General features: G+C 53.9%; 12 protein-coding genes. 4 read left to right on the forward strand and 8 right to left on the reverse strand.

Annotated features, from left to right (window positions below; genetic code table 11):
* The first annotated feature begins 55 nt into the window (after positions 1-55).
* Positions 56-1363 carry a phosphatase PAP2 family protein gene (locus tag A6301_RS02330; RefSeq protein ID WP_234257015.1) on the forward strand — a complete coding sequence of 436 codons (1308 nt, stop codon included), beginning with the start codon at positions 56-58 and terminating at the stop codon, positions 1361-1363.
* Between the two features lie 482 nt (positions 1364-1845).
* A complete protein-coding gene (locus tag A6301_RS02335; protein WP_234257016.1) occupies positions 1846-3333 on the forward strand; it encodes a methyl-accepting chemotaxis protein in 1488 nt (495 codons plus the stop codon).
* A gap of 34 nt (positions 3334-3367) precedes the next feature.
* On the opposite strand, the gene A6301_RS02340 is transcribed toward A6301_RS02335, so the two are convergent.
* The 8 genes from A6301_RS02340 to A6301_RS02375 form a co-directional block, all read right to left on the reverse strand.
* Positions 3368-4669, reverse strand: a complete 1302-nt coding sequence (locus A6301_RS02340) for an aspartate aminotransferase family protein (RefSeq protein ID WP_234257017.1) — start codon at positions 4667-4669, stop codon at positions 3368-3370.
* Complete coding sequence (locus A6301_RS02345; RefSeq protein WP_234257018.1) at positions 4666-5775, reverse strand: phosphotransferase; 1110 nt, start codon at positions 5773-5775, stop codon at positions 4666-4668. The genes A6301_RS02340 and A6301_RS02345 overlap by 4 nt, the downstream gene beginning before the upstream one ends.
* Positions 5768-6502, reverse strand: a complete 735-nt coding sequence (locus A6301_RS02350) for an SDR family NAD(P)-dependent oxidoreductase (protein WP_205542596.1) — start codon at positions 6500-6502, stop codon at positions 5768-5770. The genes A6301_RS02345 and A6301_RS02350 overlap by 8 nt, the downstream gene beginning before the upstream one ends.
* Before the next feature lie 481 nt (positions 6503-6983).
* On the reverse strand, positions 6984-7802 hold the full coding sequence (locus A6301_RS02355; RefSeq protein WP_137739791.1) for an ABC transporter permease: 819 nt from the start codon (positions 7800-7802) through the stop codon (positions 6984-6986).
* A 37-nt stretch (positions 7803-7839) separates the two neighbouring features.
* Positions 7840-9108 (reverse strand): ABC transporter permease, encoded by a 1269-nt coding sequence (locus A6301_RS02360; protein ID WP_215482956.1) that lies wholly within the window; start codon positions 9106-9108, stop codon positions 7840-7842.
* Positions 9109-9150: 42 nt separating this feature from the next.
* Positions 9151-10230 (reverse strand): ABC transporter substrate-binding protein, encoded by a 1080-nt coding sequence (locus A6301_RS02365; protein ID WP_234257178.1) that lies wholly within the window; start codon positions 10228-10230, stop codon positions 9151-9153.
* 401 nt (positions 10231-10631) lie between these two features.
* Positions 10632-12104, reverse strand: coding sequence for an NAD-dependent succinate-semialdehyde dehydrogenase (locus A6301_RS02370; RefSeq protein WP_234257019.1), 1473 nt, complete (start codon positions 12102-12104; stop codon positions 10632-10634).
* 10 nt (positions 12105-12114) lie between these two features.
* The gene (locus A6301_RS02375) at positions 12115-13380 is read right to left on the reverse strand and encodes a 4-aminobutyrate--2-oxoglutarate transaminase (protein WP_234257020.1); all 1266 of its coding nucleotides are present in this window, start codon (positions 13378-13380) and stop codon (positions 12115-12117) included.
* 138 nt (positions 13381-13518) lie between these two features.
* On the opposite strand from A6301_RS02375, the gene A6301_RS02380 reads away from it, so the two are divergent.
* The gene (locus A6301_RS02380) at positions 13519-15012 is read left to right on the forward strand and encodes a PLP-dependent aminotransferase family protein (protein ID WP_234257021.1); all 1494 of its coding nucleotides are present in this window, start codon (positions 13519-13521) and stop codon (positions 15010-15012) included.
* A 191-nt stretch (positions 15013-15203) separates the two neighbouring features.
* Positions 15204-16298, forward strand: a complete 1095-nt coding sequence (locus A6301_RS02385; RefSeq protein WP_234257022.1) for an ABC transporter ATP-binding protein — start codon at positions 15204-15206, stop codon at positions 16296-16298.
* Positions 16299-16422: the final 124 nt, after the last annotated feature.

A 16422-nucleotide genomic window follows, 5' to 3' on the forward strand; every position in this document is an offset into this window, starting at 1 on the left:
ATCTAGCCTGATCCTGCACCAACAAACGTTTATCCTCTCCATTAAGGATGCCATCATGCGTCATCGCACGACTCTGTTTGCGACGATCGGAACATTACCGATTGCCAGTCTCTTTCTACTACCGCTTTCCGGGTTTGCTGCCCCACCTCAGCCGGAGAGTGCGACTATTAGCACCCTTGTCGATACCACCACACAGGCCAGTAGCCGCCCCCGCGTCATAGAACTGGAACAATCTATTCAGGCCGCACTACGCAAGGCGATACAGGGCGATGCCCCACAGCTCACCCGCGCGCAATTGGAAAAGGCACAAGAAACACCGCAGCAGGCGGATATCAACTGGCTCAACAACAGCGGCTATGATTTCGCGGTAAAAACCAACCAGCAAGCAGGCATTGCGCTACTGGAATCCTTTTCACACCTTTCTACCGATGTGTTACAGCAAAATACGGCTATCGTGACGCGCATTAATCGTGAAGCCACAACGGGTCAACGCGAACAGGCGCTAGTGGATGCTGAAGGCCAGGGGTATCTCTACTATCTGGCTGATGCATTGGGCCCACGGCTGGGTAAGATATTTATCACCGCCTATGACCGCGGTGAAATCCGTAAGGCCGCCGTGTTGCTCAAGCTATCTGCCGTCAGCACGTCCGCTGCCAAGCAACATTTTAACTATCCTCGTCCTTTCCTACAGCCGAACAATACGATTCATTTGGTGCCAGACACCGCTGTAATTGGCGATAACAAACCGTATACCGCTACCGGCGGCGCATTTCCGAGCGGACATACCAATACAGGTTACACCGACGCTCTACTACTAGCGGAAATGATCCCCGAGCGTTTCGTTCCGCTGATCGATCGCGGTGCACGCTATGGCTATTCACGCGTCGTACTGGGTGTGCATTATCCGTTGGACGTGATCGGTTCACGCATGATTGCCGAACGTAACGTGGCACATTATCTCAACGATCCGCAGTATCGCCGGCTGTTTGAACAGGCCAAAGCCGAGTTACGCAGCGCGTTAGAGAAAGCTTGTGGCACCACGTTGAGCGACTGCGCTAAAAACTCACCACAGGACGACCCTTACGCTGCACCGGAAATGAAAACGTTTTATCACTACACCATGACGTACGGCCTACCCGCTCAGCCTGGTGCGGCGTCTCCGGTTAGCGTTCCCGAAGGTGCCGAAGTCTTGCTCGACGCTGTACTGCCAACACTCTCCGCCGCCCAACGCAGAAACCTGATGGTGAAAACCGCGCTGGCCGATGGCTACCCGCTTTCCGGCGAGCCGGGTGATAAAGGAGCACAGAATTTCTGGCAGCGCCTTAATCTTCATGATGCTGTGAAGTTAGCTCAACACCGTTAGCGGTAACCCTCTTCCTCCACATTTTCGTGCACGGGGAAGAGGGTTATCATTAAAAATAAAAATTAATAACGGAAATTTATCATTCTTACTATTATCGTCATCCTTCGTACTGTTTCATTTTTATTAAAAAACAACCATGTTGTTTTTTTAAAATAATCACAATGGCGATACCATGGCGTAAAAAAAACGGACTTCATGGCATTACCTTAACGATTATTTTATTCACTTAGCTGTAACGGTAACTTTCCGGCTAGGATAATATTTTAATTATTACCAACCAGTCAGCATAGAATATTGAACAGTTTGTAAATCAATGTAAACAACTGCTATCGCAAGCCCCCTCATGCCACTTTTAAATTTTAGTTAATCTCAACATAAACCTTCTCTTTCTCCCGTCGATATAGAAATACCGCTCCTTATTCGGGAGTCATTTAGAGGTACTTATGAGCATTAAACTTAAATTAATTTCGGTTATGTTGTTAATGGCATTATTGCTTTTGGTTGTCTCTGTTACCGGTTTGTTTGGCATAAATAATACCAATCAATCGATAAAAACGCTGTATCAGGATCGGCTGATCGCACTGGGTTATCTGGATAATATCACCAGACAGGTGAACAACGTGATGTTTGAAATTGCCAGCGTTGATCTCTCGCAGCCAAACAATGTCAGAGCTGGACTGGCGCACATCGCAGAAGCACAAAAAATTTATGACGCGCAATGGGACTTATACAGTAAGACTTATTTAACAGGCGAAGAAAAAACCTTAGAAGAACAATTTGCCGTTTTATACAAACAGTACAATGAAAAAGCGGTTATTCCCGCCATTAATGCAATACAAAAAAATGACACGAACGCATTAGAGTATATTATCAATCACACACTAAAAAGCGAATATGAACCCCTGCAAAAAATTGCCGACCAGTTGATTAAATTACAATCTGATGTTGGCCAGGAACTCTATTCCGAATCACAAAGTAGTTTCAATAAAATATTATTCTCCGTGGTGATTATCCTTTTGGCGGGAATAATCATCGTTGCGTTATCAGGCTGGCGGTTGATTATGTCAATTGCCGTGCCGATAAAGCATGCCGTAGATTTGGCAAGAAAAGTGGCGAGTGGCGATCTGACGCATCGTATCGCCATTACCTCGCGCGATGAAATGGGACAGTTGCAAACCGCACTACGAGAAATGGTGCTGAATCTGACGGATATCGTAGAGCGCGTACACAGCAACGCCGATATTATCGCAACCGCATCCAGCCAGATTAGCAGCGGCAATATCGATCTCTCCTCCCGAACTGAGCAGCAGGCCAGTTCACTGGAAGAAACCGCAGCATCAATGGAACAGATGACCTCCTCCGTCAAGCAGAATGCGACCCACGCCGCCCATGCCAGCCAGTTGGCGACAACCGCTTCGCAACGTGCTGTTGATGGAGGCAAGATGATGGGTGATGTCACATCAGCGATGCAAACCATGGTGTCATCCGCAGAAAAAATCACCAATATTATCAGCGTAATCGACGGTATCGCGTTTCAAACCAACATCCTCGCGTTGAACGCCGCCGTGGAAGCCGCTCGCGCGGGAGAACAGGGACGAGGCTTTGCGGTCGTTGCCGGTGAAGTCCGCACTTTGGCACAACGCAGTGCAAATGCGGCCAAAGAGATTAAAAGCCTGATCGGGACGTCCGTCGAACAGGCAACGCTCGGCCATGCTGTCGTCATCGATGCGGGCAGTACGATTCAGAGCGTGGTGGAAGACATAAAACGCGTGGCATCGCTCGTGACCGAAATTTCCACTGCCAGTAATGAGCAAAGTCTGGGGATTGGGCAGATTAATACCGCCATTTCACAGATGGAAACCGTCACGCAGCAAAACGCCGCGCTGGTTAACGAAGCCGCCGCTGCCGCGGGTTCACTGTCCGAGCGGGCGGGTGAACTCAGCCATGCCGTTGCCGCGTTCCGTATCTAACACCCCTCTTTTTTTCACCGCCCCGCGCAATCGCTTACCCGCGCGCGCGGGCGCTGATTATCGCTAATACGTCGCTCAGCGTGGTTAAAAACACATCGGCATGTTCTTCCTGAAACACCAGCGGTGGACGAATTTTCAGCACGTTCGCCGCAGGCCCTGTCGCACTGATCAGTACACCACGCTGACGCATCGCGTTCACCACCTGCAACGCAGATTCACGCGCCGGAGATCTACTTTCGCGATCGCTGACCAGTTCCACCCCGATGAACAGACCGTAAGCCCGAATATCGCCAATCAGTGGGAAATCCCGCGCCAACTGCTGCAACCCCTGGCGTAAATAATCGCCAACCCGCTGGGCATTCTGCTGTAACTGCTCTTCCCGAATCACCCGCAGCACCGCGTGTGCCGCCTGACAGGACACCGGATTACCGCCGAAGGTGTTGAAATAGCGCACATCGCGTCCGAAAGCATCGAACAGCGCGGAACGCCCCACCAATCCGGCGATCGGGTGTCCGTTGCCCATCGGCTTCCCTAAACTCACTAAATCTGGGACGACGCCATGACGCGCAAAGCCCCACAGCGATTCTCCAGTGCGTCCAAAGCCCGGCTGCACCTCATCCGCAATAAACAGCCCACCCGCCTGACGAATCAGCGCCGCCGCCTGCGCCATTTCGCCTTTCGGCGCACAGAACACCCCGTCGCTGGAAAAAATGGTGTCCACCAACAGTGCAGCAGGACGAATACCTTCTTGTTGCATCTGTGCCAGCGCATCACGAATACTGGTAAGAAATGCACCGGGCTGACGATAGGTATCCGGCGCATCGATCAACTTCACATGATCCCCCCGCACCACACCCTCCCCCAGCGACGGTGACAGTTCCGCTAGCGCACTGGTCACGCCGTGATACGCCCAACGCGTCACCAGGACACCCGTTCCCCCCGTAACATGTCGAGCGATGCGCAGCGCCAGATCGTTAGCTTCACTGCCGGTGCAGGTCAGCATCACATTGTTCAGCTCGGCGGGAAATTCGCTCAGCAAATCTTCCGCAAAATCGACAATCGCAGGGTGCAAATAACGTGTGTGAGTATTGAGCTGTGCGCTCTGCAACGCCATCGCCTCAACCACCGCCGGATGGCAATGCCCGACTGAGGCTACATTGTTATAAACATCCAGATAACGTTTTCCCTGATGATCGAACAGCCATACGCCCTCGCCGCGCACAACGTGCAACGGCTCTTCATAAAACAGGCGGTAACCACTACCCAGCACCCGCTGGCGGCGTGCCAATAACGCATCTGTCGCAGTCATTTCAGACATCATTCCACTCTGATTCATCGTACGTTCTCCTGGCAAGCCTGCTGTAGACGAGTCGCAAACTGCGCATGGGAATAGGTCATCATGCGCTGTAAGCTGTGCCAACTGCGCGGCACATTACGTAACAGATACTCTCGATTGTCGGGGTAGCGTGATGCGCGCCACTGCGCAATAGTTAGCGTCAGCGCCATGCGGGTCGCGATCAGATCCGGCAGCAGCGCGATCTCCCCCGGCGTTAATGGCATATGTTGGTGATACGCCGCAACAAACGGCAGAACATGCTCCAACAGATCCTGCCCCTCACCAACCTGATACGCCAGTGCGGTCGCCACTTCGCAGATTAACGGGGCGAACACGGCATCGCCAAAATCGATAATGCCGGTCACCCGCGTCGGCGACGAACGGCTCACCAGCACATTATGCGGATTAAGATCGTTATGAATGACCTGACGGCGCAGCGTCGCCAACTCAGGGGCTACGTGGCTGTCATAGCGGTCAAAAATACGCTGAAGATGCTGATACTGCTGGGGTTCAGACACGAAATCGAGGTAAGGACGCACCTGATCCGCCCGGCTGATATCCCACAGCAGCGAACGGTTTGCCGCCAGATGTGTAAAGCGGTGAAGTGCATTATCCAACTGCGCCAACGTACTCCCCAACTGCGGCATCAGCGCCGTTGAAGATGAGAGCAGATGCTGCGGCACGCCTGCCAGATAGCTCACCAGCCGCACACGCAGCAGTTCGCCACCAATCTCAACGCCTGTTTCTGCCCGACCATTTTTTGTCAACCTGATACGCGGCACTGGCAGTTCAGGCGCATGACTAGCCAGATGCAACAATAATGACGTTTGAAAATCGCTGACGTCGGCGGGTTCCGCCGCGTTGATCACTTTCAGCATATAGCGTTCGTCTGGCGTGACCGTCAGGCAGAAATTCATATCACGTTCGCCCTGAAGCAGGGTCATCTGCCCGAACAGGTCATATTCTTGCTGTGCAATCGCCAACGCCTGCTGGCAGGAAACCTGCGGTACAGGCTGCGTCATTAACTCGTCATCGTGTGGTAAAGCCTCGGCAAATACCGGCTGGTTGGAGGCTGGACATTGCAACATGGAGGAAACATCAGACATGCTGTCCTCCATTAATATGGATTTCTGCACCATTGACGTAAGAAGCACCGGAGGTACAAAGAAAATAGATCAAACTTGCCACTTCTTCGGGTTTACCTAAACGCTGCATCGGCACCTGCCGCGCAATAATGTCATCCGTACCCGGTGACAGTATCGAGGTTTCAATTTCCCCTGGCGCAATCGCGTTGACGCGAACGCCGTGTGGACCAAAATCAAACGCCATTTCTCGCGTCAACGCAGATAGCGCCGCTTTTGAGGTAGCGTAGGCAACGCCGGCAAAGGGATGCACACGCGACCCCGCAATCGAGGTCACATTGATGATGCACCCCTGTGATGCTTTGAGTTCATCGAACAAACCGTTTGCCAGCAGCGCACTGGAGAAGAGGTTGACGTTGAAAACGCGCAGCCAGGTAGCATAATCCGTATCACGTATGCCCAGACGTTGCCCTCCTTCACCCTTTGGCGAAATCCCTGCGTTATCAACCAGCGCATCCAGGCGACCGCCTAGCTTTTCCTTAATCAGCGGCAGCGTCTGTTGCAGGCTATCGATGTCTTCCAAATCGAGATGAATATGATTGAGTAACTTTTCCGCCCACGGGCACTCTTCTGCCCAATTCTGACGTGAAGCGGTAAAGATCCGCCACCCTGCCGCGTGGAAATGCTTAACGGTAGCATGTCCAATCCCCCGGCTGGCACCGGTCAGCAGTAACGTTTTTTGCGCAGTCATACCGTACCTCCTGAGCCTTTGTACACATGCATCAAAACGATGTTTGATGCATCATAAATTGGGTTTTAAAAAAAGCTGAAGAAAATTTCAGCGAAATCTAGTCTTTTCACGACTACATACATCCTAATGTGAAAGTTTCGTGCGTATGAGTAGTGTTATTTCTCTGTGACTTCATCACACGCCCGACAAGGCGCGCTCAATCGCCGCAGCGCCTTGACCACTGGCTTTTCGGCGCTAATTATGCCGCTGACGCGGTGCCTTCGTCGGTATCAGGCTTAGAGGACCGCTTGCGACACGCTCCCGACGTGGCGCAAGCTTGAGCCGCGTCCATGCGGCTCATCCTAAACCTGATATCTCCTCAGCATAATTTCTTACGCCGGATAGCAACTGCCCTCACTTGCGCATTACATTAATAGCGATAAGAAACGGCATGCAAATATCAACCCGCACGAAACATAACGCATACCCTACGTGCGCCAGATTAACCCCCACTTCTTAATCGCTCCGAACGGCGGCGCAGGATCTCCATTACGATCAGTAGTACAAGCGCGGCACCAACCATCATGGTGGCAGCGGCGGCTATCGTTGGGTCGAGGTTCTCGCGAATGCCCGCAAACATCTGTAGCGGCAGCGTGCGCTGGCGTGGGCTGGCGAGAAACAGCGTGACGATCACCTCGTCAAACGACGTCGCGAAGGCAAAAAGCGCCCCGGAAAATACCCCCGGCGCAATCAGCGGAAACGTTACCTTGCGGAAAGCCAGCAGCGGTGATGCCCCCAGACTGGCAGCCGCCCGCGTCAGATTGTGATCGTAGTTCTTCAACACCGCCGTGACCGTAATCACTACGAACGGCACGCCCAACATCGCATGCGCCAAGACCAGTCCTAAATAGCTATTTAGCAGCGACAGCTTGGCAAAGAAGAAAAACATCCCGACCGCAACAATCACCACCGGCGCAATCATCGGCGAAATCAGTACCGCCATCACCAGCGATTTACCGCGAAATTCACCGCGCACCAGCCCGACCGAGGCCAGTACGCCGAGCACCGTTGCCAGTAACGTTGCCAGCGGCGCAATCAGCAGGCTGTTGCCCAGCGCCCCCAGCCACTCGCTAGAGCTAAAAAACTCGCGATACCAACGCAGAGAAAATCCCGTCAGCGGATAGCTCAAAAACGACCCCGCATTAAACGAGAGCGGAACAATCACCAGCACGGGGACGATTAAAAACAACAGCATCGCCGCCCCGTAGAAATTAAAGAACGTGTTCCACAGACGGATACCCACTTCACCCTGCTGTCTCATTGGTTATCTCCCCAGTATAAGGTTATGGATATCGAGCTTAATGTGCCGCCGCTTCCGCATTGGTGCGCGTGACGCGGATATACACCACATACAGTAGCGTCACGATGATCAGCAGTTGCGTACCCAATGCCGCTGCCATTCCCCAGTTCATGGTGGTATTGGTGAAGAACGCAACAAAGTAGCTCAGCATCTGGTCACTTGGCCCCCCCAGCAATGCGGGCGTAATGTAGTAACCAATCGCCATCATGAAGACCAGCAGCGCCCCCGCCGTCACACCCGCATACGTTTGCGGCACGTAAACCCGCCAGAACGCAATAAAGGGATGCGCACCCAGCGAGATCGCCGCACGTACATAATTCGGGGAAATGCCTTTCATCACCGCGTATAACGGCAGAATGAAGAACGGCAGCAGAATGTGAGTCATCGAGATATAGACACCGATGCGGTTGAATACCAGCACCAGCGGTTCGTCAATAATGCCAATGTTAATCAGCGAGCGGTTGATCAGCCCGCCAGACTGCAATAGCACAATCCAGCTTGCCGTTCGTACAATCAGCGATGTCCAGAACGGCAGCAAGACCAAAATCAGTAACAGGTTGGCACGGTTAGACGGCTGTTTTGCCAGCCAGTACGCTAGCGGATACCCTAGCCCCACGCACAGCAGCGTCACCACGCCCGCCATCAGCAACGTACGCAGCAGCACATCGACATACAGTGACTGATCGGCAGGCTGCGGGACGATTTGCTGGGTCGTGGCATCGACTTTATGGTCAAACACCGCCAGCAGGTAATAGCTGGTAAAAGGCCGCGCGGCGCGATCGAACGTTTGCCAGGTCGCCAATTCCCCCCACATCGGCTGCTCACGTATCAGTTGGTCACGTACATCACTGCTGCCCTCAGCGGGCAGCTTGCGCAATGTACGGGTAATCAGCGTGCGATATTCCGCTCCTTCATACCCCAATCGTTTAGTTATCGTACTTAGCTTGCCACTGCTGCGAGCATCGCGCAGATCGCTGACCAGCGCCCGAAAGACCGCCTCATCCGGCGCATTGTTGCCCGACCAAAGCCGCATCGCGGCAATGGTCTGCGGCATGTTGTCGCGCAATTCCGGGTTGGAGACGCTTTTCCCCAAAATCGAGGTGATTGGGAACAAAAAGCTCACCACGATAAACAGAAACAGCGGTGCAATTAGCAGCAAAGAGCGTTTCTTATAGGCTTTCTGCGCGATCCACAGTTGCTGTTTCAGTGTCGCATTTTCCTCGCTCCCGCCAGGCGGTGCAGAGGCGACGATTTCGCTCTGGGACATAGGCACTTTCTCCATCATCACGTACGGTAAATCACTGCGATCTTATTGGGCGGCCCAGGCGTTAAAGCGTTGCTCCAGCTCTTCACCGTGATCGATCCAAAACTCAGTGTCGACCTGCAAGGCCTGTGCCAGATTATCCGGTGCGGTCGGTAAATTGGCGGCAACAGCAGGAACCAGCAGGCTGGTGGTTTTGACGTGCGTCGGGCCATATGGAATGTTCTCAGCGAACATTTTCTGGTTTTCCGGCTGGTTGGCAAACGCAATAAACTGCTCCGCCAGCGCCTTGTGTTTGGAGCCTTTGACGATCGCCCAGCTATCCAGATCGTAAATACTGTCGGCCCAGACAATCTTGAAGTCATGCCCTTCTTTCTGCGCCGCTGCGACGCGGCCGTTATAGGCAGAGGTCATTACCACATCGCCGGACACCAACCATTGCAGCGGCTGAGCGCCGGATTCCCACCACTGAATATTGGATTTGATCTGATCCAGTTTCTTAAAGGCACGATCGACGCCCTCTGGCGTCGCCAGCACGGTGTAGAGATCTTCACGCTTCACGCCATCGGCCAACAGCGCGATTTCCAGCGTAAATTTGGCGCTTTTACGCAACGCACGCTTACCGGGGTAATCTTTCACATTCCAGAAGTCGGCCCAGCTTTTCGGCGCCTGTTTCAGTTTCGCTGCGTTGTAGGTCAAGACGGTTGACCACAGGAAGATCCCCGCGCCGCATTCAGTGACAGCACCTTTGACAAACTGGGATGGGTCGCCAAGCTTTGACCAGTCAAGCGGTTCAAACAGGCCTTCGCTACAACCGCGCATCAGCTCAGGGCCTTCGACTTCCACGACGTCCCATCCCACCTGCCCGGTTTCTACCATTGCCCGGATACGTGCCATTTCACCGTTATACTCACCGGCTTCCACCGTGCCTTTACCCGCAGCGGCGAACGGTTTGTAAAACGCCTTATCCTGCGCATCCTTGTTTAATCCGCCGAATGAGATCACCGTGACGGACTCCGCCTGCGCCTGACAGGCCATCGTCACCAGAAAAGCCGTGGCCGCTATTTTCTTCAGTACCGGACGGTTGAAGCGGCCTTTCGCTTTGGCGTTGCTGCTAAGTTTGGACATGGGCTTGAATATAGACATGGGCTTGAATATAGACATAGTTTCGCTCCTGGAGTGGTAGTCAACGTAACGGTCAAATGCGTATCACTATTTTGCGTACTCTATTTTCGTGCACTGTACTTTTGATGCATGATGCATCAGCATAATTATGCAAAAAGAGATGAGCATAAACTGTGCCAATGCAGAAATTTTATTGATGTTTTACTAAAACGACGGCGGGAATGGGGCTGAGAAACAACAAGGTTATGCAGTCAACATGTTGCCCTGATTGTATTTCGCCATTTTTGCCATATCGTGGTGCAAGCCAGCCTATCTCTGCACCACACAGACGCATTGCGCGTTTGCTGTGTGCGTGCCAGCGTGGGTTGCCGACACGCACTTTCATCGACTATCGGGACAACAATTTACCGAGAAAGATCGACGCAGAGATATTTCATTTCCAGATAGTCTTCAATACCGAAACGTGAGCCTTCGCGTCCCAGCCCAGACTGTTTTACGCCACCAAACGGCGCAACTTCATTCGAAATCAGCCCGGTATTGATGCCAACCATGCCGTAATCCAGCGCTTCCGGCACCGTCCACTGACGCACGGCATCGCGCGTGTAGACATAAGCGGCCAGCCCGAATTCGGTATCATTCGCCATTGCAATCACCTCGGCTTCGTCACTGAAGCGGAACAGTGGTGCAACGGGCCCGAACGTCTCTTCACGAGCGAAACGCATCTCGCGGGTCACCTCACCGACAATGGTTGGCGTGAAGAACGTGCCTCCTCGCTCATGACGTTTGCCACCCAGCAGTAGCGTCGCGCCGTGCGATAACGCATCGGCAATATGTTGCTCAACTTTGCTAACCGCATCGGCATCAATCAGCGGCCCCTGTGTCACACCCGGCTGCGTACCGTCGCCTACGTTTAATTTGCTCACTTCTTCGAGCAGTCGTTCTACCAGCGTTGGATAAATCCCATTCTGCACATAGATTCGGTTAGCACAGACGCAAGTCTGCCCGCTATTGCGGAACTTGGAGGCCAGAATGCCTTTCACCGCCTGATCCACATCGGCATCATCGAACACGATAAACGGCGCGTTGCCACCTAACTCCAACGAGAGCTTTTTCACCGTCGGCGCGCTCTGCGCCATCAGGATGCGGCCCACTTCCGTAGAGCCGGTGAAGCTCAGCTTGCGCACCACCGGGCTATCGCACAGCACCTTACCCACTGACTGCGCATCACCGACAATGAGCTGTAACACGCCGCGCGGAATACCCGCCTGCTGCGCCAGTTCCGCCAGCGCCAGCGCGGTAAACGGCGTCTGCTCGGCAGGTTTAACGATCATCGTACAGCCCGCCGCCAGTGCGGGGCCAACTTTACGGGTAATCATCGCCGCCGGGAAATTCCACGGCGTTATCGCGGCACATACGCCGATGGGCTGCTTAATCACCATCAAGCGCTGTTGCCCCTGCGGCGATTGCAATACGCTGCCTTCAATGCGTTTGGCTTCTTCCGCAAACCAGTCGATAAAACTGGTGGCGTAGGCAATTTCACCGCGCGCTTCCGCCAATGGTTTTCCCTGTTCCGCCGTCAGCAACGCAGCCAGATCGTCCTGATTGTCCATAATCAGACGCGCCCATGCCTGCAACAGCGCCGAACGTTCTTTTCCCGTCTTCTTACGCCACTCAACCAACGCCCGTTCCGCAGCAGCAATCGCCAGCTCAGTTTGTGACACCGTCACGAGCGGCACGCTACCCAACACCTCACCCGTCGCCGGATTAGTGACATCCAGACGTTCACCGTTTTGGCTGTCTTGCCACTCGCCGTCAATCAGGCAATGTTGACGGAATAATGTTTGTTGTTTCAGTGAAATAGACTGTTTCAGTTGCATAGCATCTCTTCTATTGTGTTAATACGCGCGTCAGGATGTTCATCGCCTTGCTGAACTGCTCATCGGGAACTGTCAGCGGATACAGGAAACGAATCACGTTGCCATGTACACCGCAGGTCAGCAGCAGCAAGCCCGCTTCTAACGCGCTTTTCTGAAATTGGCGGGTAATCTCTGCCGAGGGTTTACCCGTGTTCGGATCGCTAAATTCAGCCGCGACCATCGATCCTTGTGCACGAATCGCCACCAGTGCCGGACACTGCGCTTTCACTTTTTCCAGCATTTCGACCAGCGCGGCACCCAGCCGCTGCGCCCGTTGGCACAATTTTTCTTCTTCAATCACATCCAATACCGCCAGCGCGGAAGCCACCGCCAGCGGGTTGCCCGCATAGGTACCGCCCAGCCCGCCCGGCGATGGTGCATCCATTACCTCAGCACGGCCGACCACACCAGAGATCGGGAAACCGCCGCCCAGGCTTTTCGCCATGGTGATCAGATCCGCTTTCTCAGTATAATACTCCATCGCAAACAGTTTACCGGTACGGGCAAAGCCGGTCTGTACCTCATCGGCAATCAGCAGAATGCCATGCTCGTCGCACAGCGTGCGCAGCCCGCTAATAAAGGCAGGTGGCGCGACGTGAAATCCGCCTTCACCCTGAACCGGCTCCAAAATAATCGCGGCAACTTGATCGGCAGCGATGTCGGTATGCATCAAACGTTCGACGCTTTCCAGTGCCTGTTCAACGGTGATGCCACTCTTTTCATTCGGGTAAAGCGCGTGAAAAATAGAACCGGGGAACGGGCCAAATCCCGTTGAGTACGGAGCCACTTTGCCCGTCAGCGTCATAGTCAGCAACGTGCGGCCGTGAAACGCCGCGTTGAAAGCAATCACGCCGGGGCGTTTGGTGTAAGCACGGGCGATTTTCACCGCATTTTCCACCGCTTCGGCGCCGGTGGTAAAGAACGTGGTTTTTGCCGCGCCTTGAATGGGTGCCAGCGCGTTAATACGCTCAGCCAGCGTAACGTAGCTGCCGTAAGGTACAATCTGATAGGCCGTATGGGTAAAGCGATCCAGTTGTTCACGCACCGCAGCGACAATTTTCGGGTGACGATGCCCGGTGTTCAGTACCGCAATCCCGGCGGCGAAATCGATAAACTCTCGCCCTTCAACATCCCATAGGGTGCTGTTTTCCGCACGCTCAGCATAGAAATCACACATGACGCCCACACCACGCGGCGTGGCGGCCAGACGGCGTTGATTCAGTTCGCTATTCTTCATGATCGGCTCCGGTATCCTAAACACATCTGTTAGTCGTTGAATGATGACTGTTAGTGTAGTTGCAAGATGATGATGTTATTTAGACGCGAGATGGTTCTATAATCCAGTGCCAGTTTTGAATATTTGAAGGGTCCACTTTTGCGCTCACTCCTGACCGACTTATTGCTTCAACGTTTGGCCAACCAGCAGGACGGTGCGCTAAACAAGCGTTTGTACGACAGCATTCGGCTGGCGATTCTTGATGGTGCCATTACCGCTGGTGAACGCCTACCGTCGTCACGCGATCTGGCGCAGCAGTTGTCGCTGTCACGCAATACCGTGTTGACGGCTTACGAGCAGCTACTGGCAGAAGGCTATATTGACGCACGCAAAGGAAGCGGAACCTTCGTCACGGAACAGTTACCCGATGGCAATATGCTGCCGGTGAGCAGCGGTAATGCGGGGGAAATACGAGAGCCTAAACATGAGCTTTCCCGCCGCGGGATGCATCTGCTGGGTTATGCCGGGGCTTCCGTTCGCCAATGGGGGGCATTTATGCCCGGCATCCCTGATATCGCCAGCTTCCCGCATGATTTATGGCGGCGGATTCAGACGCGTCTGACACGGCGCGTTCGTCCTGAACAACTTTCTTACTCGCCCATTGGCGGCTGTCCCGAACTTCAGTTGGCACTGGTGGATTATCTACGTGTCGCCCGTTCCGTCGAGTGTACGCCGGAACAGGTTCTGATTACCGAAGGCACCCATCAGGCAATGGATCTGTTGGCTAAAATGCTGTGCAACCCCGGTGATTTGGCATGGATTGAAGATCCCTGCTACTGGGGGATTCGTAATGTCCTGACGATTAACGGCCTGCGCGTTGCTCCTATTGATGTCGATGAACAAGGGCTGGCACCGCCGGAAACGCTTTCGTCCGATACCGCACCGCGCCTGATTTGCGTGACACCGTCACATCAGTATCCACTGGGCGCGGTGATGAGCCTGGCACGCCGCCAACGGTTGTTGGCACTGGCGCAAGAGCATGGTTGCTGGGTGGTGGAAGACGATTATGACAGCGAATTCCGCTTTTCCGGCAGCCCGATCCCCGCGCTACAAGGACTCCAGTCGCAATCCCCGGTGATCTACATCGGCACATTCAGCAAAACGCTCTACCCCGGCCTACGCGTCAGCTACATGGTGTTGCCACCACTGCTGGCACAATCGCTAAAGACGGCACACTCCGAGCTCTACCGCGGCGGACACTGGCTCACACAGGCAACGCTTGCGCAGTTTATCCGCGAAGGCCACTACGCCGCACATATCCGCCGTATGCGTTTGCTGTATGCCAAACGGCGCACGTTATTGACGTCGCTGATCGAACAGCATTTGGGAACGGCTTACATCGGAGACAACAGCAACGCCGGACTGCATATGCTGCTTAGCCTGCCGCCCCACATTGATGATGTCGTGCTGAGTGCCGCGATCCTGCGCCGTGGCGTGATGGTCAAACCACTTTCCAGCTATTATCTGCAACCGACGCAACAGCGCGGTTTATTACTGGGCTATGCCAGCGTCGAGGAACCTCAAATGGAGCCGGCTTTTTCCGTGATTGTGGCCTGTATTAAGGCACTGGATACCCACCATTCAGACGTTTGACAGCCCTCGTTTTCATTCGAGTCGATTCGCACCATTACGGTGCCATTTGCCCCTGCACGCCCCATAACTGCGCATCCGTTGTGATGATAAATCGCGTTTTAGCGCATTACCGCGCGGTGTTTTCTGTTCGTTCAGCATCCGGCATGGTTTATGCATTCTTATGAATAACAGTGACTGCCGGAGAGTGAAAAATGAGAAATTATGTCAGTTTCAGGAATGTTCAGAAAACCTACGACGGCGATCGCCTGATCGTCAAAAACCTGAATCTGGATATCCGCGAAGGTGAATTTCTGACCCTGCTCGGGCCTTCCGGTTCGGGAAAAACCACCAGTTTGATGATGCTCGCCGGATTTGAGACCCCAACTCAGGGGGAAATTCTGCTGCGCGAAGCGCCATTGCACCATCTTCCCCCGCATCAGCGCGACATCGGCATGGTATTTCAGAACTACGCACTGTTTCCACATATGACCGTGGCAGAGAATCTGGCGTTCCCGCTGTCCATCCGCCGCCTGAACCGTGCCGATATCAAAGAGAAAGTCGATCGGGTATTAGACCGTGTAAAACTCACCAGCCTGGCCGATCGCTATCCCGCCCAGATGTCCGGCGGTCAGCAGCAGCGCGTGGCGTTGGCTCGCGCACTGGTCTTCGAACCGAAACTGGTGCTGATGGATGAACCATTGGGCGCGCTGGATAAGCAACTACGTGAACATATGCAACTGGAAATTAAAGAACTGCATCAGTCGCTGGAATTGACCGTGGTATACGTCACCCATGACCAGAGCGAAGCGATGACGATGTCCAACCGCGTTGCCGTGTTTAACGACGGCGTGATTCAGCAGATGGATAGCCCGAGCGATATCTACGAAAAACCGGAGAACGCCTTTGTGGCGCAGTTTATCGGCGAAAATAATACGCTGCTCGCCACCCGCGCCGAGGCCGAAGGCGCGTTCTATCGGGCAACGCTGGACGACGGCACCTCGCTGCGCGCACTGAAAGTCCGCCCCAGTTCGCCGGGTCGTAAAATCACCCTCTGCATCCGCCCGGAACGTATTCACGTCAACGCGGCTCATACCGACGACACCATGCAGCACGTCAAAGCGCGCATTCAGCAGTTCATCTATCTTGGCGATCACGTCAGGATGATGACGGAAGTCGCAGGCCAGCCGCAGTTTATGGTGAAACTCCCCGCCAGCGAGATTCAACCGCACTGGAAAGCTGGCACTGAGGTCAATCTATCGTGGCAGCCGGACCACCTGCGCGCGCTGGATAGCATCATCACGCATTAACCCCTTCCGTATTAGCGACCTTCCTGCCTCATTCACCGGGCGCGATATGCGCCCGTCTCACTGATTTCCATCCCACACTCCTGTATAGTCTCGCTAACAGACACAGGGCTGAACTCTCGACCTT

The sequence above is a fragment of the Pectobacterium sp. IFB5596 genome, from assembly GCF_021432585.1.
Lineage (GTDB): Bacteria > Pseudomonadota > Gammaproteobacteria > Enterobacterales > Enterobacteriaceae > Pectobacterium > Pectobacterium punjabense.

What these genes read in the sequence shown, in the direction of transcription:
- A6301_RS02330 (WP_234257015.1), top strand. Translation starts at nt 56, where the DNA reads ATGCGTCATCGCACGACTCTGTTTGCGACGATCGGAACATTACCGATT.
- A6301_RS02335 (WP_234257016.1), top strand. Translation starts at nt 1,846, where the DNA reads ATGGCATTATTGCTTTTGGTTGTCTCTGTTACCGGTTTGTTTGGCATA.
- A6301_RS02340 (WP_234257017.1), bottom strand. Translation starts at nt 4,669, where the DNA reads ATGAATCAGAGTGGAATGATGTCTGAAATGACTGCGACAGATGCGTTA.
- A6301_RS02345 (WP_234257018.1), bottom strand. Translation starts at nt 5,775, where the DNA reads ATGTCTGATGTTTCCTCCATGTTGCAATGTCCAGCCTCCAACCAGCCG.
- A6301_RS02350 (WP_205542596.1), bottom strand. Translation starts at nt 6,502, where the DNA reads ATGACTGCGCAAAAAACGTTACTGCTGACCGGTGCCAGCCGGGGGATT.
- A6301_RS02355 (WP_137739791.1), bottom strand. Translation starts at nt 7,802, where the DNA reads ATGAGACAGCAGGGTGAAGTGGGTATCCGTCTGTGGAACACGTTCTTT.
- A6301_RS02360 (WP_215482956.1), bottom strand. Translation starts at nt 9,108, where the DNA reads ATGTCCCAGAGCGAAATCGTCGCCTCTGCACCGCCTGGCGGGAGCGAG.
- A6301_RS02365 (WP_234257178.1), bottom strand. Translation starts at nt 10,230, where the DNA reads ATGTCCAAACTTAGCAGCAACGCCAAAGCGAAAGGCCGCTTCAACCGT.
- A6301_RS02370 (WP_234257019.1), bottom strand. Translation starts at nt 12,104, where the DNA reads ATGCAACTGAAACAGTCTATTTCACTGAAACAACAAACATTATTCCGT.
- A6301_RS02375 (WP_234257020.1), bottom strand. Translation starts at nt 13,380, where the DNA reads ATGAAGAATAGCGAACTGAATCAACGCCGTCTGGCCGCCACGCCGCGT.
- A6301_RS02385 (WP_234257022.1), top strand. Translation starts at nt 15,204, where the DNA reads ATGAGAAATTATGTCAGTTTCAGGAATGTTCAGAAAACCTACGACGGC.